The sequence below is a fragment of the Streptomyces sp. NPDC059010 genome, assembly GCF_042740355.1.
In the GTDB taxonomy this organism is placed as follows: domain Bacteria; phylum Actinomycetota; class Actinomycetes; order Streptomycetales; family Streptomycetaceae; genus Streptomyces.
This window is the reverse complement of the sequence record NZ_JBHYJA010000012.1, coordinates 166973-183490: the sequence shown is the minus strand read 5'-3', so window position 1 is coordinate 183490 and position 16518 is coordinate 166973. Positions and strand designations below refer to the sequence as shown.

At 71.0% G+C, this 16518-nt stretch carries 10 protein-coding genes and 4 pseudogenes; 9 read left to right on the top strand and 5 right to left on the bottom strand.

Annotated elements, in window-relative coordinates; translation table 11 throughout:
- Positions 1-101 precede the first annotated feature (101 nt).
- Complete coding sequence (locus ACFWYS_RS15275) at positions 102-1343, bottom strand: nitrate/nitrite transporter (protein ID WP_384767787.1); 1242 nt, start codon at positions 1341-1343, stop codon at positions 102-104.
- A 205-nt stretch (positions 1344-1548) separates the two neighbouring features.
- On the opposite strand from ACFWYS_RS15275, the pseudogene ACFWYS_RS15270 reads away from it, so the two are divergent.
- The 4 genes and pseudogenes from ACFWYS_RS15270 (at position 1549) to narI (ending at position 8337) form a co-directional block, all read left to right on the top strand.
- Positions 1549-5245 (top strand): annotated as a pseudogene (locus tag ACFWYS_RS15270) (nitrate reductase subunit alpha).
- A gap of 1 nt (position 5246) precedes the next feature.
- Positions 5247-6773: a nitrate reductase subunit beta gene (gene narH, locus ACFWYS_RS15265; RefSeq protein WP_384767784.1), complete on the top strand. Its 1527-nt coding sequence runs from the start codon at positions 5247-5249 to the stop codon at positions 6771-6773.
- Complete coding sequence (narJ, locus tag ACFWYS_RS15260; protein WP_384767781.1) at positions 6770-7570, top strand: nitrate reductase molybdenum cofactor assembly chaperone; 801 nt, start codon at positions 6770-6772, stop codon at positions 7568-7570. The genes narH and narJ overlap by 4 nt, the downstream gene beginning before the upstream one ends.
- Entirely contained in the window at positions 7567-8337 is a 771-nt protein-coding gene (gene narI, locus ACFWYS_RS15255) for a respiratory nitrate reductase subunit gamma (protein ID WP_384767779.1), read from the top strand. Before narJ ends, narI begins: the two co-directional genes overlap by 4 nt.
- Before the next feature lie 48 nt (positions 8338-8385).
- On the opposite strand, the gene ACFWYS_RS15250 is transcribed toward narI, so the two are convergent.
- Entirely contained in the window at positions 8386-8943 is a 558-nt protein-coding gene (locus tag ACFWYS_RS15250) for a hypothetical protein (RefSeq protein ID WP_384767776.1), read from the bottom strand.
- A gap of 173 nt (positions 8944-9116) precedes the next feature.
- Between ACFWYS_RS15250 and ACFWYS_RS15245 the strand changes: the two genes are divergently transcribed.
- Positions 9117-9338, top strand: coding sequence for a hypothetical protein (locus tag ACFWYS_RS15245; protein WP_384767773.1), 222 nt, complete (start codon positions 9117-9119; stop codon positions 9336-9338).
- Here ACFWYS_RS15245 and ACFWYS_RS15240 read toward each other — a convergent pair.
- The 3 genes and pseudogenes from ACFWYS_RS15240 to ACFWYS_RS15230 form a co-directional block, all read right to left on the bottom strand.
- A pseudogene (locus ACFWYS_RS15240) lies at positions 9335-10340 on the bottom strand (Acg family FMN-binding oxidoreductase). The gene ACFWYS_RS15245 and the pseudogene ACFWYS_RS15240 sit on opposite strands and share 4 nt — an antisense overlap.
- A gap of 268 nt (positions 10341-10608) precedes the next feature.
- Positions 10609-10757: pseudogene (locus ACFWYS_RS15235) on the bottom strand (LuxR C-terminal-related transcriptional regulator); the annotation flags it as partial.
- Positions 10758-11061: 304 nt separating this feature from the next.
- Positions 11062-11568 (bottom strand): MarR family winged helix-turn-helix transcriptional regulator, encoded by a 507-nt coding sequence (locus ACFWYS_RS15230; RefSeq protein ID WP_384767770.1) that lies wholly within the window; start codon positions 11566-11568, stop codon positions 11062-11064.
- Positions 11569-11920: 352 nt separating this feature from the next.
- Between ACFWYS_RS15230 and ACFWYS_RS15225 the strand changes: the two genes are divergently transcribed.
- The 4 genes and pseudogenes from ACFWYS_RS15225 to ACFWYS_RS15210 all read left to right on the top strand — a co-directional run.
- Positions 11921-12991, top strand: a complete 1071-nt coding sequence (locus tag ACFWYS_RS15225; protein WP_384767767.1) for an alkene reductase — start codon at positions 11921-11923, stop codon at positions 12989-12991.
- 597 nt (positions 12992-13588) lie between these two features.
- Positions 13589-14290, top strand: coding sequence for a DUF4232 domain-containing protein (locus ACFWYS_RS15220; protein WP_384767764.1), 702 nt, complete (start codon positions 13589-13591; stop codon positions 14288-14290).
- A 10-nt stretch (positions 14291-14300) separates the two neighbouring features.
- A pseudogene (locus ACFWYS_RS15215) lies at positions 14301-14555 on the top strand (hypothetical protein); the annotation flags it as partial.
- Positions 14556-14689: 134 nt separating this feature from the next.
- Positions 14690-16518: GNAT family N-acetyltransferase (locus ACFWYS_RS15210; RefSeq protein WP_384767761.1), on the top strand; the 1829-nt coding region annotated here is incomplete at its 3' end.

Sequence of the window (16518 nt, the reverse complement as noted above, 5' to 3'; positions counted from 1 at the left end):
GCCGGTGTGCGGGTTCCTCCACCTCCAGGATCGCTGTGCGGGGAACGGCCCCGGCAGAGCCGGTGCGGCCTCCTCCTGGGCCGACCGGCCCTATGGCGCGGTCAGTGCGGTACGACGGCCGGGACGCGGTGCGTGACCGCGCGGCGTACGCCCGTGACGGTGAAGACCAGCGCTGCGGCTGCCACGACGGCCAGCAGCACCAGCCCGAGCGCGTACGAACCGAAGGCGCCGTAGAGCGAGCCCATCACCAGCGGCGGCACGAAGCCGCCCAGGCCGCCCGCCGCCCCGACGACACCGGTGACCGAGCCGGTCCGTTCCGGCGGCGCGAGCAGGGCCACGAAGGCGAACGTCGCACCGCTGCCCGCGCCCAGCGCGCCCGCCATGGCGAGACAGGCCAGCGTGCCCACCGGCGCGAGGGAAGGGGTGAAGGACTGTGCCAGGGCGCCCACGACGACCACGGCCAGCGAGCCGGCCAGGACGCGCACCGGTCCGACGCGGTCCGACAGCCAGCCGCCGACCGGCCGCATCGCCACCGCGAGCAGCACGAACCCGGCCATGCGGTTCGCCGCGTCCGCCTGGGTGAGGCCGTAGCCGGTCTTGAGGTAGGTGGGCAGATAGACGGAGAAGGCGACATAGCCGCCGAAGGCCACCGCGTACAGGGCGGACGCCTGCCAGGTGATGCGCAGCCGGAGGGTCCCCGCGAGACGGTTCAGCAGCGGCTCCGTCGGGGCCGCTCGCCCGGGGGCGTCCCGCAGGAGCGCCGCGGCCACGATCGCGTAGCCGACCAGGACCCCGGCAGTGACGAGGAACGGGGTCGCGGTGCCGTACGCGTCCACCAGCTTCACCGTGGTGAGCGCGCTGACCGCAGTGCCGCCCATGCCCATGCCGAAGACGCCGATCGCCAGCCCGCGCCGCTCGGGCGGGAACCAGGCGCTGACGAAGGGCACGCCCACCGCGAACGCCGTCCCGCCGATCCCCAGGAAGAAGCCGCCCACCAGCAGCGCCACCAGCGAGGAGTGCCCGGCGAGCCCGAGGTAGAGCACGGGCACGACGGTGGCCGCCGTCACCAGCGGGAACATCACCCGGCCGCCGTACCGGTCGGTCAGCGCCCCGACCGGGATCCGGCCCAGCGACCCGACCACGACCGGCACCGCCACCAGCAGTGACTGCTCGAACGACGACAGCTCCAGGGCGTCCTTGAAACGGGGGCCGAGCGGGCTCAGCAGGGCCCACGCCCAGAAGTTGACGGCGAACCCGACCGTGGCCAGGGCCAGCATCAGCCAGGCACGCCCCGGCACCTGCGGGTTCGGGCGGCGTCCCGGCGGGCTGGATGGCTGAAGCATCACAGGGTCCCTTCTACGGGTGAGCGGCCGAGCGTGGCGTCCGGCTGTCCTCTCACCAGCCTTGTCGATCACGGGCTCGGTTGCCCGTGGGCCGAAAGGGCCGCGCCTCATGGCCGGGGGTCGGGACCTTCCGGGCCGGACGGGACCGGACCGGGGACGTTCGGCCCAATGAGGGGCTACACCGGCCTGCCTAGCGTTCCCGTACATGGAGAACGCGAACAAGGCGCGAGGGCCGCACCGGCGCTCCGCCGAGGACTGGCCGCTGGCTGCCCGGAGGCTGCTGACCCGCCGCGAGGTGTCGGCCGACGGCCGCGCCGTGTTCGGCGAGGGCGACCCCAAGTGGGAGGGCTTCTACCGGGACCGCTGGGCCCACGACAAGGTCGTGCGCTCCACGCACGGCGTCAACTGCACCGGGTCCTGCTCGTGGATGGTGTACGTCAAGGACGGCATCATCACCTGGGAGCACCAGGCCACCGACTACCCCTCGATCGGCGCCGACTGCCCCGAGTACGAGCCCCGCGGCTGCCCGCGCGGGGCCTCCTTCTCCTGGTACACCTACTCGCCCAGCCGGGTCCGCTACCCCTACGTCCGCGGCGAGCTGCTGAAACTGTGGCGCGAGGCGCGCCGACGCCTCGGTGACCCCGTGGCCGCCTGGGCCGAGATCACCGGCGACCCGGGGAAGGCCCGCGCCTACAAGCGGGCCCGCGGCAAGGGCGGCCTGGTGCGCGCCGACTGGGAAGAGGTGACCGAGCTGGTCGCCGCCGCCCACGTGCACACGATCAAGGCGTACGGCCCCGACCGCGTCGCCGGCTTCTCCCCGATCCCGGCGATGTCGATGGCCTCCTTCGCGGCCGGCGCCCGCTTCCTGTCCCTGATCGGCGGCACGCTGCTGTCCTTCTACGACTGGTACGCCGACCTGCCCATCGCCTCCCCGCAGGTCTTCGGCGACCAGACCGACGTACCCGAGGCCGCCGACTGGTGGAACGCGGGCTACCTGGTGATGTGGGGCTCCAACATCCCCGTCACCCGCACCCCCGACGCGCACTTCCTCACCGAGACCCGCTACAACGGCACCAAGGTCGTCGCCGTCAGCCCCGACTACGCCGACAACGTCAAGCACGCCGACGAATGGCTCGCCCCGCACCCCGGCACGGACGGGGCACTGGCGATGGCCATGGGGCACGTGATCCTGCGCGAGTTTCTCGTCGACCGCGAAGTGCCGTACTTCCAGCACTACTTGCGGACGTTCACGGACGCACCGTTCCTGGTGGCCCTGCGCGAGCACGAGCGCGGACTCGTGCCCGACGGCTTCCTGACCGCCGCCGACCTCGGCCGCGACGAAGAGCATGCCGACTTCAAGACCGTCCTCCTGGACCGGGCCACCGGCGATCCGGTGGTCCCCGGTGGCTCGCTCGGCTTCCGCTGGGGGGAGGCCGGGCAGGGCCGCTGGAACCTCGACCTGGGGGACGTCGTCCCGGAGTTGAGCCTGATCGACCGAGCCGAGGACACCGTCGAGATCGCCCTGCCGCGCTTCGACGAGGGTGTCACCGAGGGCGGCTCCACGATGGTCCGCGGCGTGCCGGTCCGCCGGATCGGCGGCCGTCTCGTCACCACCGTCTTCGACCTGATGCTCGCCCAGTACGGCGTCCACCGCCCCGGCCTGCCGGGCAGCTGGCCGACGTCGTACGAGGACGCCACCCAGCCCTGTACGCCGGCCTGGCAGGAGACGATCACCTCCGTCAACGCCGGACAGGCCGCCCGTATCGCCCGCGAGTTCGCCCGCAACGCCGAACGCACCCGGGGCCGTTCGATGATCGCCATGGGCGCGGGCACCAACCACTGGTTCCACTCCGACACCATCTACCGCGCCTTCCTGGCCCTGACGACCCTGACCGGTTGCCAGGGCGTCAACGGCGGCGGCTGGGCCCACTACGTCGGCCAGGAGAAGATCCGCCCGATCACCGGCCTGCAGCACCTGGCCTTCGCCTTCGACTGGCAGCGACCCACCCGGCACATGGCGGGCACCTCCTACTGGTACCTGAACACGGACCAGTGGCGGTACGAGGCATTCGGCCCCGAAGAGCTGGCCTCCCCGCTGGGCGAGGGCCGCTTCGCGGGCCAGGCCTTCGCCGACTGCCTGGCCCAGGCCGTCCGGCTCGGCTGGACGCCGGGCCACCCCGGCTTCAACCGCAACCCGCTCGACCTGACGGACGAGGCGACGGCCCAGGGCCGCGAGACCGCCGAGCACATCGTGGACGAACTCAAGGCCGGGCGGCTGAGATTCGCCGCCGAAGAACCCCGACGACCCCGCCAACTTCCCGCGCGTACTGACCGTCTGGCGGGCCAACCTGCTCGGCTCCTCCGGCAAGGGCAACGAGTACTTCCTGCGCCATCTGCTCGGCACCGACAGCGCCGTACGCAGCGAGGAGGCGCCGCCCGACGCCCGCCCCGAAGACGTGGTCTGGCGGGAGGAGGCACCCGAGGGCAAGCTCGACCTGCTGGTCACCATGGACTTCCGGATGACCTCCACGGGCCTGCTCGCCGACGTGGTGCTCCCGGCGGCGACCTGGTACGAGAAGGACGACCTGTCCAGCACGGACATGCACCCCTTCGTGCACGCCTTCACCCCGGCCATCGCCCCGCCCTGGCAGGCCCGCAGCGACTACGACGCGTTCCTGACGATCGCCGACCGCTTCAGCGAGCTGGCCCGCGACCACCTGGGCACCCGCACCGACGTCCTCGCCATGCCCCTGCTGCACGACACCCCCGACGAACTGGCCCAGCCCGGCGGTGCCGTACGGGACTGGAAGGCGGGGGAGTGCGAACCGGTCCCCGGCAGGACCATGCCCAGGCTCGTGGTCATCGAGCGCGACTACCCGGCCGTCGCCGAGAAGATCCGCGCCGTCGGCCCCCTCCTCGACACCCTCGGCACCACGACCAAGGGCATCACCGTCCACCCGGACCGCGAGATCGACGAACTGCGCCGCCGCTGCGGCACGGTACGCGACGGAGTCGCCGCGGGACGGCCCTCGCTGGCCGGCGCCACCGAGATGTGCGAGGCGATCCTCGCCCTGTCCGGTACCACCAACGGCCGCCTCGCCACCGAGGGCTTCAGACAGCTCCAGGCGCGAACCGGCAGCGACGGACTCGTCGAGCTCGCCTCCGAACGGGAGGCCGAGCGGATCACCTTCGCCGACACCCGCACCCAGCCCCGGGCGGTCATGACGTCGTACGAGTGGTCGGGCAGCGAGACCGGCGGCCGCCGCTACTCGCCCTTCGTCATCAACACCGAGCACCTCAAGCCCTGGCACACCCTCACCGGCCGCCAGCACTTCTTCGTCCAGCACGACTGGATCGCCGAGCTGGGCGAGCAACTCCCCGTCTACCGGCCCCCGCTGGACGCCCGCCGCCACTACGGCGACCAGCACCTGCACGACGGACGGGCCGAGGTGACGGTCCGCTACCTCACCCCGCACTCCAAGTGGTCCATCCACTCCGAGTACCAGGACAACGCCTACATGCTCGCCCTCTCCCGAGGCGGGCCCGTGATCTGGATGTCCACCGCCGACGCCGAGAAGAGCGGCGTCAAGGACAACGAGTGGATCGAGGCGTACAACCGCAACGGCGACGTCGCCGCCCGGGCCGTGGTCACCCACCGGATGCCCGAGGGCACGGTGTACATGTACCACGCCAAGGACCGCACGGTGAACGTCCCGAAGACCGAGGTCAGCGGCCGGCGCGGCGGCATCCACAACTCGCTGACCAGGCTGCTGCTCAAGCCCACCCATCTGGCGGGCGGCTACGCCCAGTTCACCTACGCCTTCAACTACTACGGCCCGACCGGCAACCAGCGCGACGAGGTCACCGTCATCCGCCGTCGGTCGCAGGATGTGGAGTACTGACATGCGTGTGCTGGCCCAGGTGGCGATGGTGATGAACCTCGACAAGTGCATCGGCTGCCACACCTGCTCGGTCACCTGCAAACAGACGTGGTCCAACCGGCCCGGCGTCGAGTACGCCTGGTTCAACAACGTCGAGACCAAGCCCGGCGTCGGGTACCCGCGCCGCTACGAGGACCAGGACCAGTGGAAGGGCGGCTGGATGCTCGACAGGCGCGGACGCCTGGTCCTGCGCTCGGGAGGCCGTGTCAAACGCCTGCTGTCGCTGTTCTCCAACCCCGACCTGCCGGGGATCGAGGACTACTACGAGCCGGTCACCTACGACTACGACAACCTCGTCAGCGCTCCCGCCGGGCAGGACATCCCGGTCGCCCGCCCCCGCTCCGTCCTCACCGGCAGGCCCACCGCCGTCACCTGGGGCGCCAACTGGGAGGACGGCCTGGGCGGCGCGCCCGAGCACGCCGGCGGCGACCCCGACCTGACAGGGGAGTGGGCCGAGAAGGTGCGGTTCGAGTTCGAGCAGACCTTCCTCTTCCACCTGCCCCGCCTGTGCGAGCACTGCCTCAACCCCGCCTGTGTGTCGGCCTGTCCGTCGGGCGCGCTCTACAAGAGGGTGGAGGACGGCATCGTCCTGGTCGACCAGGACCGCTGCCGGGGCTGGCGGATGTGCGTGACGGCATGCCCGTACAAGAAGGTCTACGTCAACCACGCCACCGGCAAGGCCGAGAAGTGCACCTTCTGCTTCCCGCGCATCGAGGCCGGACAGCCGACGGTCTGCTCCGAGACATGCGCGGGACGACTGCGCTACCTGGGCCTGCTCCTGTACGACGCCGACCGCGTCGGCGGGGCGGCGGCGACGCCCGACGAGCGGGACCTGCTGGACGCCCAGCGGGGCGTGTTCCTCGACCCGCACGACCCCGAAGTGATCGCGGCGGCAAGGGAGTCCGGCATCCCGGAGGACTGGCTGTCGGCCGCCCGCCGCTCCCCGGTGTACGACCTGGTCTCCCGGTACCGGGTGGCACTGCCGCTGCACCCGGAGTACCGCACGCTGCCCATGGTCTGGTACGTCCCACCGCTCTCGCCCGTCCTGGACGCGGTGACCGAGGCGGGCGGCAACCAGGACGACCCCGATCACGTCTTCGCCGCCGTCACCCGTCTGCGAATCCCGCTGGACTACCTGGCGAACCTCTTCACCGCAGGCGACACCGACGTCGTCGCGGGCGTGCTGATGAAACTCACCGCCCTGCGCTCCCACATGCGCTCCCGCACCCTCGGCGAGACCACCGACGAGACCGCGCTGAAGGCCGTCGGGCTCACCGCCCGCGAGGCGGAGGACCTGCACCGGCTGCTCGCCGTCGCCAAGTACGAGGACCGCTACGTCGTACCGCCCGCGCACAAGGAGGACGCCGCCGCGCTCACCGCGATCGAGAACCGCTGCCCGGTGGAGTCATCCGGCGGCGGACCGTCCGACCGTCGCGTCCTGCTCGGCATCCCCACCCGGCGCCGCACCTCGACAGGAGACCCCGCATGAGCCCCCTGCCCTCCGCCGGTGCCGAACGCCTGGGGGGATCCCCATCCGTGCCGGCGATCGTCCGCACCCGGATCCGCGCGGCCGTCCGCCGCCGGGCCGCGGCGGACCCCGTCCAGGCCGAACGCCGCAGCCTGCTGCTGCGGCTGATGTCCCTGCTCCTGCAGTACCCCGACCCCGAACTCGTCGCGGCCCGGCCCACCGTGGCCGCAGCGGTCCAGGCCCTTCCGGAGTCACCCGCCGCCACCGAACTGGCCGCCTTCACCGACTGGTTCACGGACGAGGACTCCGACACACTCGCCCGCCACTACGTCGAGATGTTCGACCTGCGCCGCAAGAGCAGCCTCTACCTCACCTACTACCTGCACGGCGACACCCGCCGCCGCGGCATGGCCCTGCTCGCCCTGGCCCAGCGCTACCGGGCCGCCGGCTGGGACACCGACGGCGGCGAACTGCCGGACCACCTCCCGGTCGTGCTGGAGTTCGCGGCCCTGGCGGGACCGGGCGCGGGTGAGGCACCCTTGCGCCAGCACCGGCGCGGACTGCGGCTGATCCACAGCGCGCTGACCGCCGCGGACTCGCCCTACCGGCACGTCCTCGCGGCCCTGCTCACCCTGCTGCCACCGCCGACCGAGGAGGACCTCAAGGCGGTCGCCGAGCTGGCCGCGCAGGGTCCGCCGAGCGAGGACGTCGGCCTCGACCCGTACGCGGGAGGGGTGTTCGCCCCGCCCGGCACCTTCGTCCCACCCGCACCGGCCCCGCCGACCCGCACCACACACGACGAGGACGGCCACCGATGAACGTCTCCGGCACCGACCTCCTGCTGTGGGTCGCCTTCCCCTACATCTGCCTCGCCGTGTTCGCAGTCGGCCACGTCTGGCGCTACCGGCACGACCAGTTCGGCTGGACCTCCCACACCAGCCAGCTCCTCGAACACCGCTGGCTGCGCTGGGGGAGCCCGCTGTTCCACCTCGGCGCCTTCATGGTGATCGCCGGGCATGTGGTCGGCCTCGCGGTACCCGCCTCCTGGACCGAGGGGGCGGGAATCTCCGAGCACGCCTACCACACGACCGCCGTCTGGGCCGGCTCGGTCGCCGGTGCCGTCATGGTCACCGGCCTCGGCATGCTGAGCGCCCGGCGCCTGCTGGCCCGCCGGATCCGGCTCGGCACCGACCGCAGCGACAAACTGCTCTTCCCCCTGCTCTCGGCCACCGTGCTCCTCGGCATCGCCGCCACAACCGCCCACAACGTCTTCGGCGACGGCTACGACTACCGCTCCACCGTCTCCGTCTGGTTCCGCGGCCTCTTCACCCTCCAGCCAGAGCCCGAGGCGATCACCGGCGCACCACTGCTGTTCCAACTGCACGCCCTCACCGCCTGCCTCCTCTTCGCCACCTGGCCGTTCACCCGCCTCGTCCATGTGTGGAGCATGCCGATCGGCTATCTCGTCCGCCCCTACCTCGTCTACCGCAGCCGCAGCACCGCCTCGCCCCGCCCGGGCCGGAGGACGCTTCGGCCCCACGGCCGGGCGGACGCCACCGGGTTCACTGCGTCGGACAGGTCGTGACAGGGGAGTGGACCAGGCATGTTCGGCAGGACCGGGCGGCATCGATGATCAATCCTGGCCGGTCTCTGCGGACGGAGTTTCTTTGTTGCCCCCGCACGAAGAGTCTTCACCGGGAGATCCGTTTCTGAAGATCGCCCTCTCCAAGCTTTGAAGTCGATCTGTTCCGGTTTGCTTGACTTCTCTGTCCTCGCGCTTCTTTTGATCGTAGTAACGATCAAAAACTCGCATCAGCTTGTCGATTACTTCCTTGATCTCACGTTTCTGAGGGTAATTGTCCAGGGCTCTGAATATGAGTGACTTGGCCCGGTCTGACCTTTCGAAGACGGCGGCCAGGCATAAGGCATTCAGTCGGTCCCTGTTTCCCTCATCGTCCATCGTGGACCAGCCATGCTCGATAATCGAGTAGGCTTCGTAGGCGACTGATTCCTTCTCGCCGAGCAGTGCTCTTACTACCGACTCTCTCCTCGCCTCGCGCTGATCGGCTTCTCGAAGCCTCTCTGCCTCGCGTCGATCAGTGCGGCGGCTCACCAAGGAGATGACGGAAAGAATCACGGCGACAATTGCCGCGGCACTACTGGCGAATGACGCTATCTTACTCCCGTCCATTATTGTGCCTCCCCGTTGACGGCTCCGTCGTCCCACCTGCCGCGAAGCTCGTCAATCGCGGAATCATTCATTCGCGTCTGAGATCGGACCCAAATACGTATTCTGATGCATCTGCGTGCAATTCATCTGACGGTGTCCCTTTGTGGCGTGCTTTGCGGAGTCGACGAGTTGATATGCAGAGCGGATCCTGGACGCCCGCCGTCTGCTGGCCAGCACTCGGGCCGGCGCGGTCATGGCGCTGGGCACCCGCGCCGACGGTGCGGGTCCTCGCCGTACATCTGCTGTGGGCGGGCGCGGTGTTCGGCACTGTGCCGCTCGATGCCGGGCAGCGGGCGGTGTGCCTGGGGACGGCATCCACAGTCCTGCTGGTGGAGTTGTGCGTGGGGAGCGGTTAAGGGGAAGTGCCATCGGCTCGCCGACGGTCAGCGGCCACTGCTGAGCGGGGGATCGCCTGTACGCCCCCCGCCAGCGCCTGCGCGGCCGTACGCCGCGGTGACGGCGGACCCTTCGGGCCGTAGCCCAGGCGTATCAGCATCTGGGCGTGGCCCCGCCAATCGTCGTGCGGTGCGGGCATGAGCTGCTCGCGCAGGTCGGGCCACTCCAGCGCCTGGTGCAGCAGCGAGGCTCGGATGCAGTGGGCGGTGGCCACCAGCAGAACGCGTTCCAAGGCCTGCCCGGCGCGTAGCCAGTCCGCGCGCCGGTCGTGCGCGGTGGACAGCACCGCGATCGTCGGCCGGGCCTCGAACTGACGGGCGGTCAGGGCGACAGGGTGGCGGTGGGTGGCGAAGGCCCGCATGGGGATGTGGTCGCGGTAGTCCTGCGCTCCGACGGCCGACGGCGGTATACCGAGCCCGGTGTGGTCCGGCTCCTGGACCCAGCGGCGGCTCTCCGCGGCCCGGTCCGGGTCGGCCGTGGTCGGTCGCATCGGGCGCGGGCCTGCCGAGCACGGCACCTTCGATGTGAGCCGCCTCGGCGAACTCGGCCAGTACGGAGCCGGGGAGCGGTCGGTCGGCGAAGGGCAGCCGGCTGCTGTGCCGGTGCCACAGTGCGCCGTACAGCCGAGGGGCTGTCGAGTAGCGGGCCGGACCTCCCAGCCGTACCGTCGCGAGCAGGTCGGGTTCGTCAGGGCGGGGCAGCAGCCGGGGCACCGGCTCGCGGCCGAAGTGGGCCACGGCGATGCGGAGATTGAACAGTGCGCAGCCCACGGAGATGTGCAGGGCGCGCGCGGACGGGTCGGTATGGCGCAGGCCGCGCTCGGCCGCCGCCCGGATCTCCAGCGCGTCGTCGTCCGGGTCGAGGCGGAACCACCAGGGCTGGGTGTTGTGGATCGAGGGCGCGGCCGAGGCCGCCGAGACGAGCGTCTCCAGGGTCGGGACGCCGGGGACCATGGTGGGCATGGGGGGAGTCCCTCCCCGCTCCGCGCCGGGCCGCGCCGAAGGGACGGTGGGGCGGCTCGATGACCCTCCCCAGGGTGGCTCGCGCGGCACCGGTCTGGGCATGGGCCGTACGGCCCGACAGCGCGCCCGAGCGCCCGAGGTCCCAACGGCCCTTCGGGCGGCCTCGGTTCGGATCAGCGCAGGCCGAGGATGGTCCAACGGTGCACTGGGCGGCGCCGGTTCGATGGAGAGTGCCGCACTCGGCCGTAGCCGCGAGCCGTGGCCGTCGTCAGCGTGCCGGACGTTCACCCGTCGGCTCGGGCTGCTCCAGATGTGTGGCGAGCACGGCGGCCTGGACGCGGCGCTGGACGCCGAGTTTGGCCAGGAGGCGGGAGATGTGGTTCTTGACCTCGTCTCGGACAGGTACAGCTTCTTGCCGCGGCGCGCCCCTACCGGTCCGCGCACACTGGCCTGTCGGCCCCTGGCGGTGGAGCGTCGCCCCCTGGAGCGCGGGTGCAGGAATGGGCGGCCCGCTGCCTCACGCCGCCGAAGTGTCCCGGCCCGTCCAGCTCGAACACCACATCGACGCGTACCGCCGATCCAGGGGCCGGGAAGAGGTAGGCCCCGGCCGCACCTCCTCCTCCGCGCTCCTCGTCGTCCCACAGCAAGACCTTCGACAGGTCGACCCGGCTGACGACACCTTGCGGGCAGGGTGGCCGGTATTGCGGTGCCGTGTGTGCGGTCAGTCTCCGAGAGCTGCGGCAGCGCGGGTCAGTCGTTCCTCCATGTCTGCCAGGAGGCGCAGGACGGCGGCCTGTTCGTCATCGCTGATGTCGCCGACGACGGCGTACTCCAATTCACGCCACAGCTCTTCGACTTCCTTGCGCAGCGCCTGGCTGGCGGGGGTGGCCTCGATGATCCAGACCCGCTTGTCGGTCTTGCACGGGAAGCGACGTACGAAGCCGGCGTGTTCGAGGCGGCGGATGGTGCGGGTCATGGTGGCGGCGTCCGAGTTGAGCAGGCGGATGAGGTCGACCTGCCGTTGTGGGCCCAGTTCCCACAGCTGCATCATCACCAGCTCCTGGCCGGTGTGCAGGCCGACGCGGCGCAGGAGGTGTCCGGCGATCATGCGGTGGGTGCGGGCCACCCGGAAGAGGGCGTGACTGATGGGCCCTCCGCTGGCGGCCGCGGGAAACGGGATGGTCTCGCTCGACAGGGGTGTCTCACCGTCCGTTGTGCACTCATCCATGCCCTGAACGCTCCCTTGCCACCGTAAATATTGCTCGAACAGGGTACGTCTTCCCGGCCTTCGGAAGCCAATGCCGGCACGGCGGCCCGGGAGTGCCGACGACGACACTGTGCGCTGTGACGTACGGCTTCAATCCGCCTGTCAGGCGCGTTGGTCCACTGATTCGGCCGGGGGAGTCGAGGAGCGGTCGCCGGCGGAGGTGCCGTTGGGGACGGCCGCCGAACGGTTTACTGTTCGAGCAGGTAATGATTTACTGTTCGAGCAGGTAATGCGGTTGGGGTCGACCGCGGTCCGGTCGACTCGGGTCCATTGCTGCCTCTTGAAGCACCCACTGGATGAAGGGCTTGATCCAATGACCACTGCTTTCGATCCGATCGACCTCGGCGGCAGCCGCCTGGCCAGCCGCATCGTGATGTCGCCGATGACCCGCAGTCGGGCCCACGGTCCCGGCGCGGAGCCGACGGAGCTGACGGCGACGTACTACGCGCAGCGAGCCAGTGCGGGGCTGATCGTCACCGAGGGCGTCACCCCCTCGCCGGTGGGCAGGGGCTACCCCGACATTCCCGGGCTGTACACGTCCGGCCAGGTGGCGGGGTGGCGGACGGTGACCGACGCCGTGCATCGTGAGGGTGGCGTGATCTTCGCGCAGCTGATGCACACCGGCCGGGTGGGCCACCCCAGCCTGCTGCCCGACGGCATGGTGCCGGTCGGCCCGTCGGCGGTGGCCGCCAAGGGCCAGATCTTCACCCACGAGGGACCGAAGGACTTCGTGACACCGAGGGAACTGACGGACGTGGAGATCCGGCAGACCATCTCCGACTTCGCCGACGCGGCCCGGAACGCCATCGAGGCCGGGTTCGACGGCGTGGAGATCCATGGCGCCAACGGTTACCTGGTCCACCAGTTCCTCGCCTCCAACACCAACCGGCGCAGTGACGCCTGGGGCGGCGGCACCGTAGGCCGCATCCGCTTCACCGTCGAAGTCGTCACCGCTGTGGTGGATGCGATCGGCGGCCACCGGGTGGGTCTGCGCATCTCGCCGGGGGTTCAGACCAACGACATCCTTGAGGACAACCCGCGGGAGGACTATCTCTCGCTGCTGGAGCGGTTGGACGGGCTGGACCTGGCATACCTGCACCTGATGGAGGGCCCGGACCGCGAACTGACCCCCCAACTGCGCAAGGCGTGGTCCGGCGTGTTCGTCCTCAACCCGTTCACCCACCCTGCCGCGACCGGACCGGAGGCGCTGAAGCTGGTCGAGGACGGTACCGCGGACCTGATCGCCTACGGCGCGCTGTTCCTGGCCAACCCCGACCTGCCGGCCCGGCTGGCCGCGGACGGCCCGTACAACACGCCGGACCCGGCCACCTTCTACGGCGGCGACCACCGCGGATACACCGACTACCCCACCCTCACCGGCTGACCACGGGGGATCAGTCCCCGGCTGCGCCTTGCTCCCTCCCCCCGAGGGCTCTCATTTTCTGCGGTTGCCACACCTGGGCCGTCTTCGTATACGCCACGGGCCCGAAAAGAACAGACAGCCATTCAAACCTCGACTGCCAGGAGCGGCAGTGGGCGCCTGTGTCGCCGATGAACCGCACTCGGGCGCACGGTCTCGGCGTGGAGCCGACGGAGCTGACGGCGACGTGCTACGTGCAGCCTGGCGGCCGGCCGGCTCTACGGGCAAGGGAAGCAAGTACCCTACACGAACCCGGAGTTCGGGGGGTTACCGCGCCCGCAGCGGTCTGGGTCAAGTTCCGCCGGGTTACGAGTCTGTCCCGGTCGGCGGCGGTCGCGAACGGGTGCGTGACAGCGGCGGAAACCGCCGTCTCGGGCGGGGTGAGCGCGATCTGCCCGGCGTAGGCGTCTGTTGTGCCCCGGGTGCGTGTAACAGGAATGTATTAGGCGGCAGATGGTCGGAACGGGCCGCCGGGTCCACAGGTCTTGGTGCTCAGAAACGCTTGCTCGTACCGGCTCCACCGAGCAGCAGACAGCCCCGACCGACACTGAGGAAGAATCGATGCGCGCTCACAAGCTCACCATCGCCGCCCTGGCCGTTGCCGCGGGCCTCTCGCTCACGGCCTGCCAGAACGGCGACGACGGCAACGGCAACGGCAACGGACAGAGTGGCGCGTCGTCCGCTTCCAGCGACTCCACCGGGTCGTCCTCGACCGGCGGTTCGGGTTCGGCCGGCGGTTCGGGCTCGGGCAGTTCGGGTCAGGGTGGCGGGAAGGCTTCCGCCGGCAAGAGCTCCGGCGGTGCGGGCACGACCGCGGGGACCGGCTCCAACGCGAACGGCAAGACCGGTAAGTGCCGCACCGCCGGTCTGCAGATCACGGCGAGCGACAGCACCATCGACGGCGATCCTGATCGCTCCGTCGCGGTGACGCTGAAGAACACCAGCGGCCGGGACTGCGTGATCTCCGGGTATGCGGGTGTCGACCTGAAGACCAACGCGGGGTCGCTGTCCGCGCAGCGCACCGGGCAGGAGCCCGTCTCGGCCGTGCTCAAGAACGGCGAGTCGACGGCCTTCGGCATCAATTACCCGATCAACGAGTCGGGTGGCTCCGGCGTGCGCATCACGGGGCTGCTGGTGACCCCGCCGGACGAGACGAAGACGGTCACCCTCGGCTGGCCGGGCGCCGGCACGCTGCCGGTCACGGAGGGCGGCGGCTCCTCGGTGAAGGTCGGCCCGATCGGAAGTGCCGGCCAGGGCGGCTGACCCGCACACGCCAACTGCCTTCGCCGCGTGCCGTTCAGGTGTGGTGGCCGCCCAGCTGTTCCGCCGCCATCTGCCCGATCTCGCGGTGCGTGTCGTCAACGTCGTCGACATGACCCGGCTGCCGCCGCGCGAGGAACACCCCGACGGGATGAGCGGCTTCGAGTACGACGTGACGGCCTGCCTGTTCACTGACGGCCTGCCTGGTCACCGAGGACAAGTCGGTGACCTTCGCCTATCCCGGTATCCCGGCTACACGTGGCTGATCCTGCCCGATACCCGGCCCTCTTTTGAGGGCCGACCGGCCCACCCCCACCGCCCGGACAGCCCATGGGGGTGTCGCCCGTCCCGCTCGACGCTCTAAGTGCCGGAGAAACACCGAGGCACGTCGAGGAGACCGCGATGTCGGACGACCCGCTCAGTCGGCCCACGGTCCACGCCCTGCTCGCGGACGGCACCACGGTGTGCATCCGTCCGGTGCGGCGGGACGACCACGATCAGGTGCAGGGGCTGTACGAGGAGATGTCCCCGGAGAACCTGCGTCTGAGGTTCTTCGCCGCCAGTCGGCGCTGCGCCGCGATGGCCGCCGACCGGGCCTGCGCCGAGCCGCGCCCCGGGTACCGGGGACTGCTGGCCGAGACCGGTGGCCGGGTGATCGGCCTTGCCGAGTACGACAGCGGCGGGGCGGGGGACACGGCGGAGATCTCCATCGCGGTCGCCGACGGATTGCACCACCGGGGCGTCGGCACGCTACTCATCGAGCACCTGGTTTCCGCGGCCCGCGCCGAGGGCATCACCGCCTTCACCGCCGACGCGCTCAGCGAGAACCACGGGGTACTGCGCCTCTTCGCCGACCTCGGCCTGCGCACGGCCCGCCACTTCGAGGGCCCCGAGGTGCGCTGCACCATCGCCCTCGACCAGAGCGACACCTATCTGACAGCCGTGGAGGAACGCGGCCGCGCCGCCGATGTCGCCAGCCTCGAAGCGCTGCTGCGGCCGCACACGGTCGCCGTCGTCGGCGCCGGACGCAAGGCGGGCTCGGTGGGCCGGGCGATCCTGCACCAGCTGCACACGGGCCGCTACAGCGGCCGCCTGTTCGCGGTGAACCCCCGTGCCGACTCGATCCTCGGGGTGCCGTGCCGCTCGTCGGTCGGAGCCCTGCCCAAGACCCCGGACCTCGCGGTCCTCGCCGTACCGGCCGCAGCGATCCCCGGCACTGCCGAGGAGTGCGGGAAGGCGGGCGTGAGGGCCCTGCTCGTCGTCACCGCGGGTCTGGACGCCGACCAGGCGGGCGCACTGCTGGCGGCCTGCCGCTCGTACGGCATGCGGCTCGTCGGCCCCAACTGCCTCGGCATCTCCCACACCGACCCGGAGCTGAGCCTGGACGCCACCTTCGCCGCCGGTCATCCGCGCCCCGGTACGGCGGGCGTCGCCGTGCAGTCCGGCGGCGTCGGCATCGCCCTGCTCGCCGGGCTGTCCCGGCTGGGCATCGGCGTCTCCTCGTTCGCCTCCCTCGGCGACAAGTACGACGTCAGCGGCAACGACATGCTCCAGTGGTGGGAGAGCGACGGCCGCACCGACCTCGCCCTGCTCCACCTGGAGTCCTTCGGCAGCCCCCGCGCCTTCTCCCGCACCGCCCGCCGCGTGACCCGCCGGATGCCGGTCCTCACCGTCGACGCCGGCCGCACCGAGGCAGGCCGTCGCGCCGCCGCCTCGCACACCGCGGCCGCCGCGACCCGCACCATGACCCGCGGCGCACTGTTCACCCAGGCCGGCATCACCGCCACCCGCTCCTGCGGCGAACTCCTCGAAACCGCCGCCCTGCTGCACTCCCAGCCACTTCCCGACGGCTCCCGCGTCGCGATCGTCACCAACGCCGGGGGAGCGGGTGTCCTCGCCGCCGACGCCTGCGCCGAGACCGGGCTGGAACTCCCGGCGCCCGGTACCGAGCTGATCGACGACCTGCTCGCCCTGCTGCCCGCGGGCGCCGCCGTCGGCAACCCCGTCGACGCCACGGCCGCCGTCACGGAGGAGCAGCTCGGCGACTGTGTGGACCGGATCATGCGGAACGGCGGTGTCGACGCCGTCCTCGTGGCCCTCGTCCCCACGGCGGTCGCCGCGGCGACCGGCGACCACCTGGACCGACCCCCAACCCCCACCCCCAGGCGACACCCGCAGCCGTTAGGCGCGGTACGCCTCGAACAGGGCATGCCCGTCGAGCTGCTGCCCGG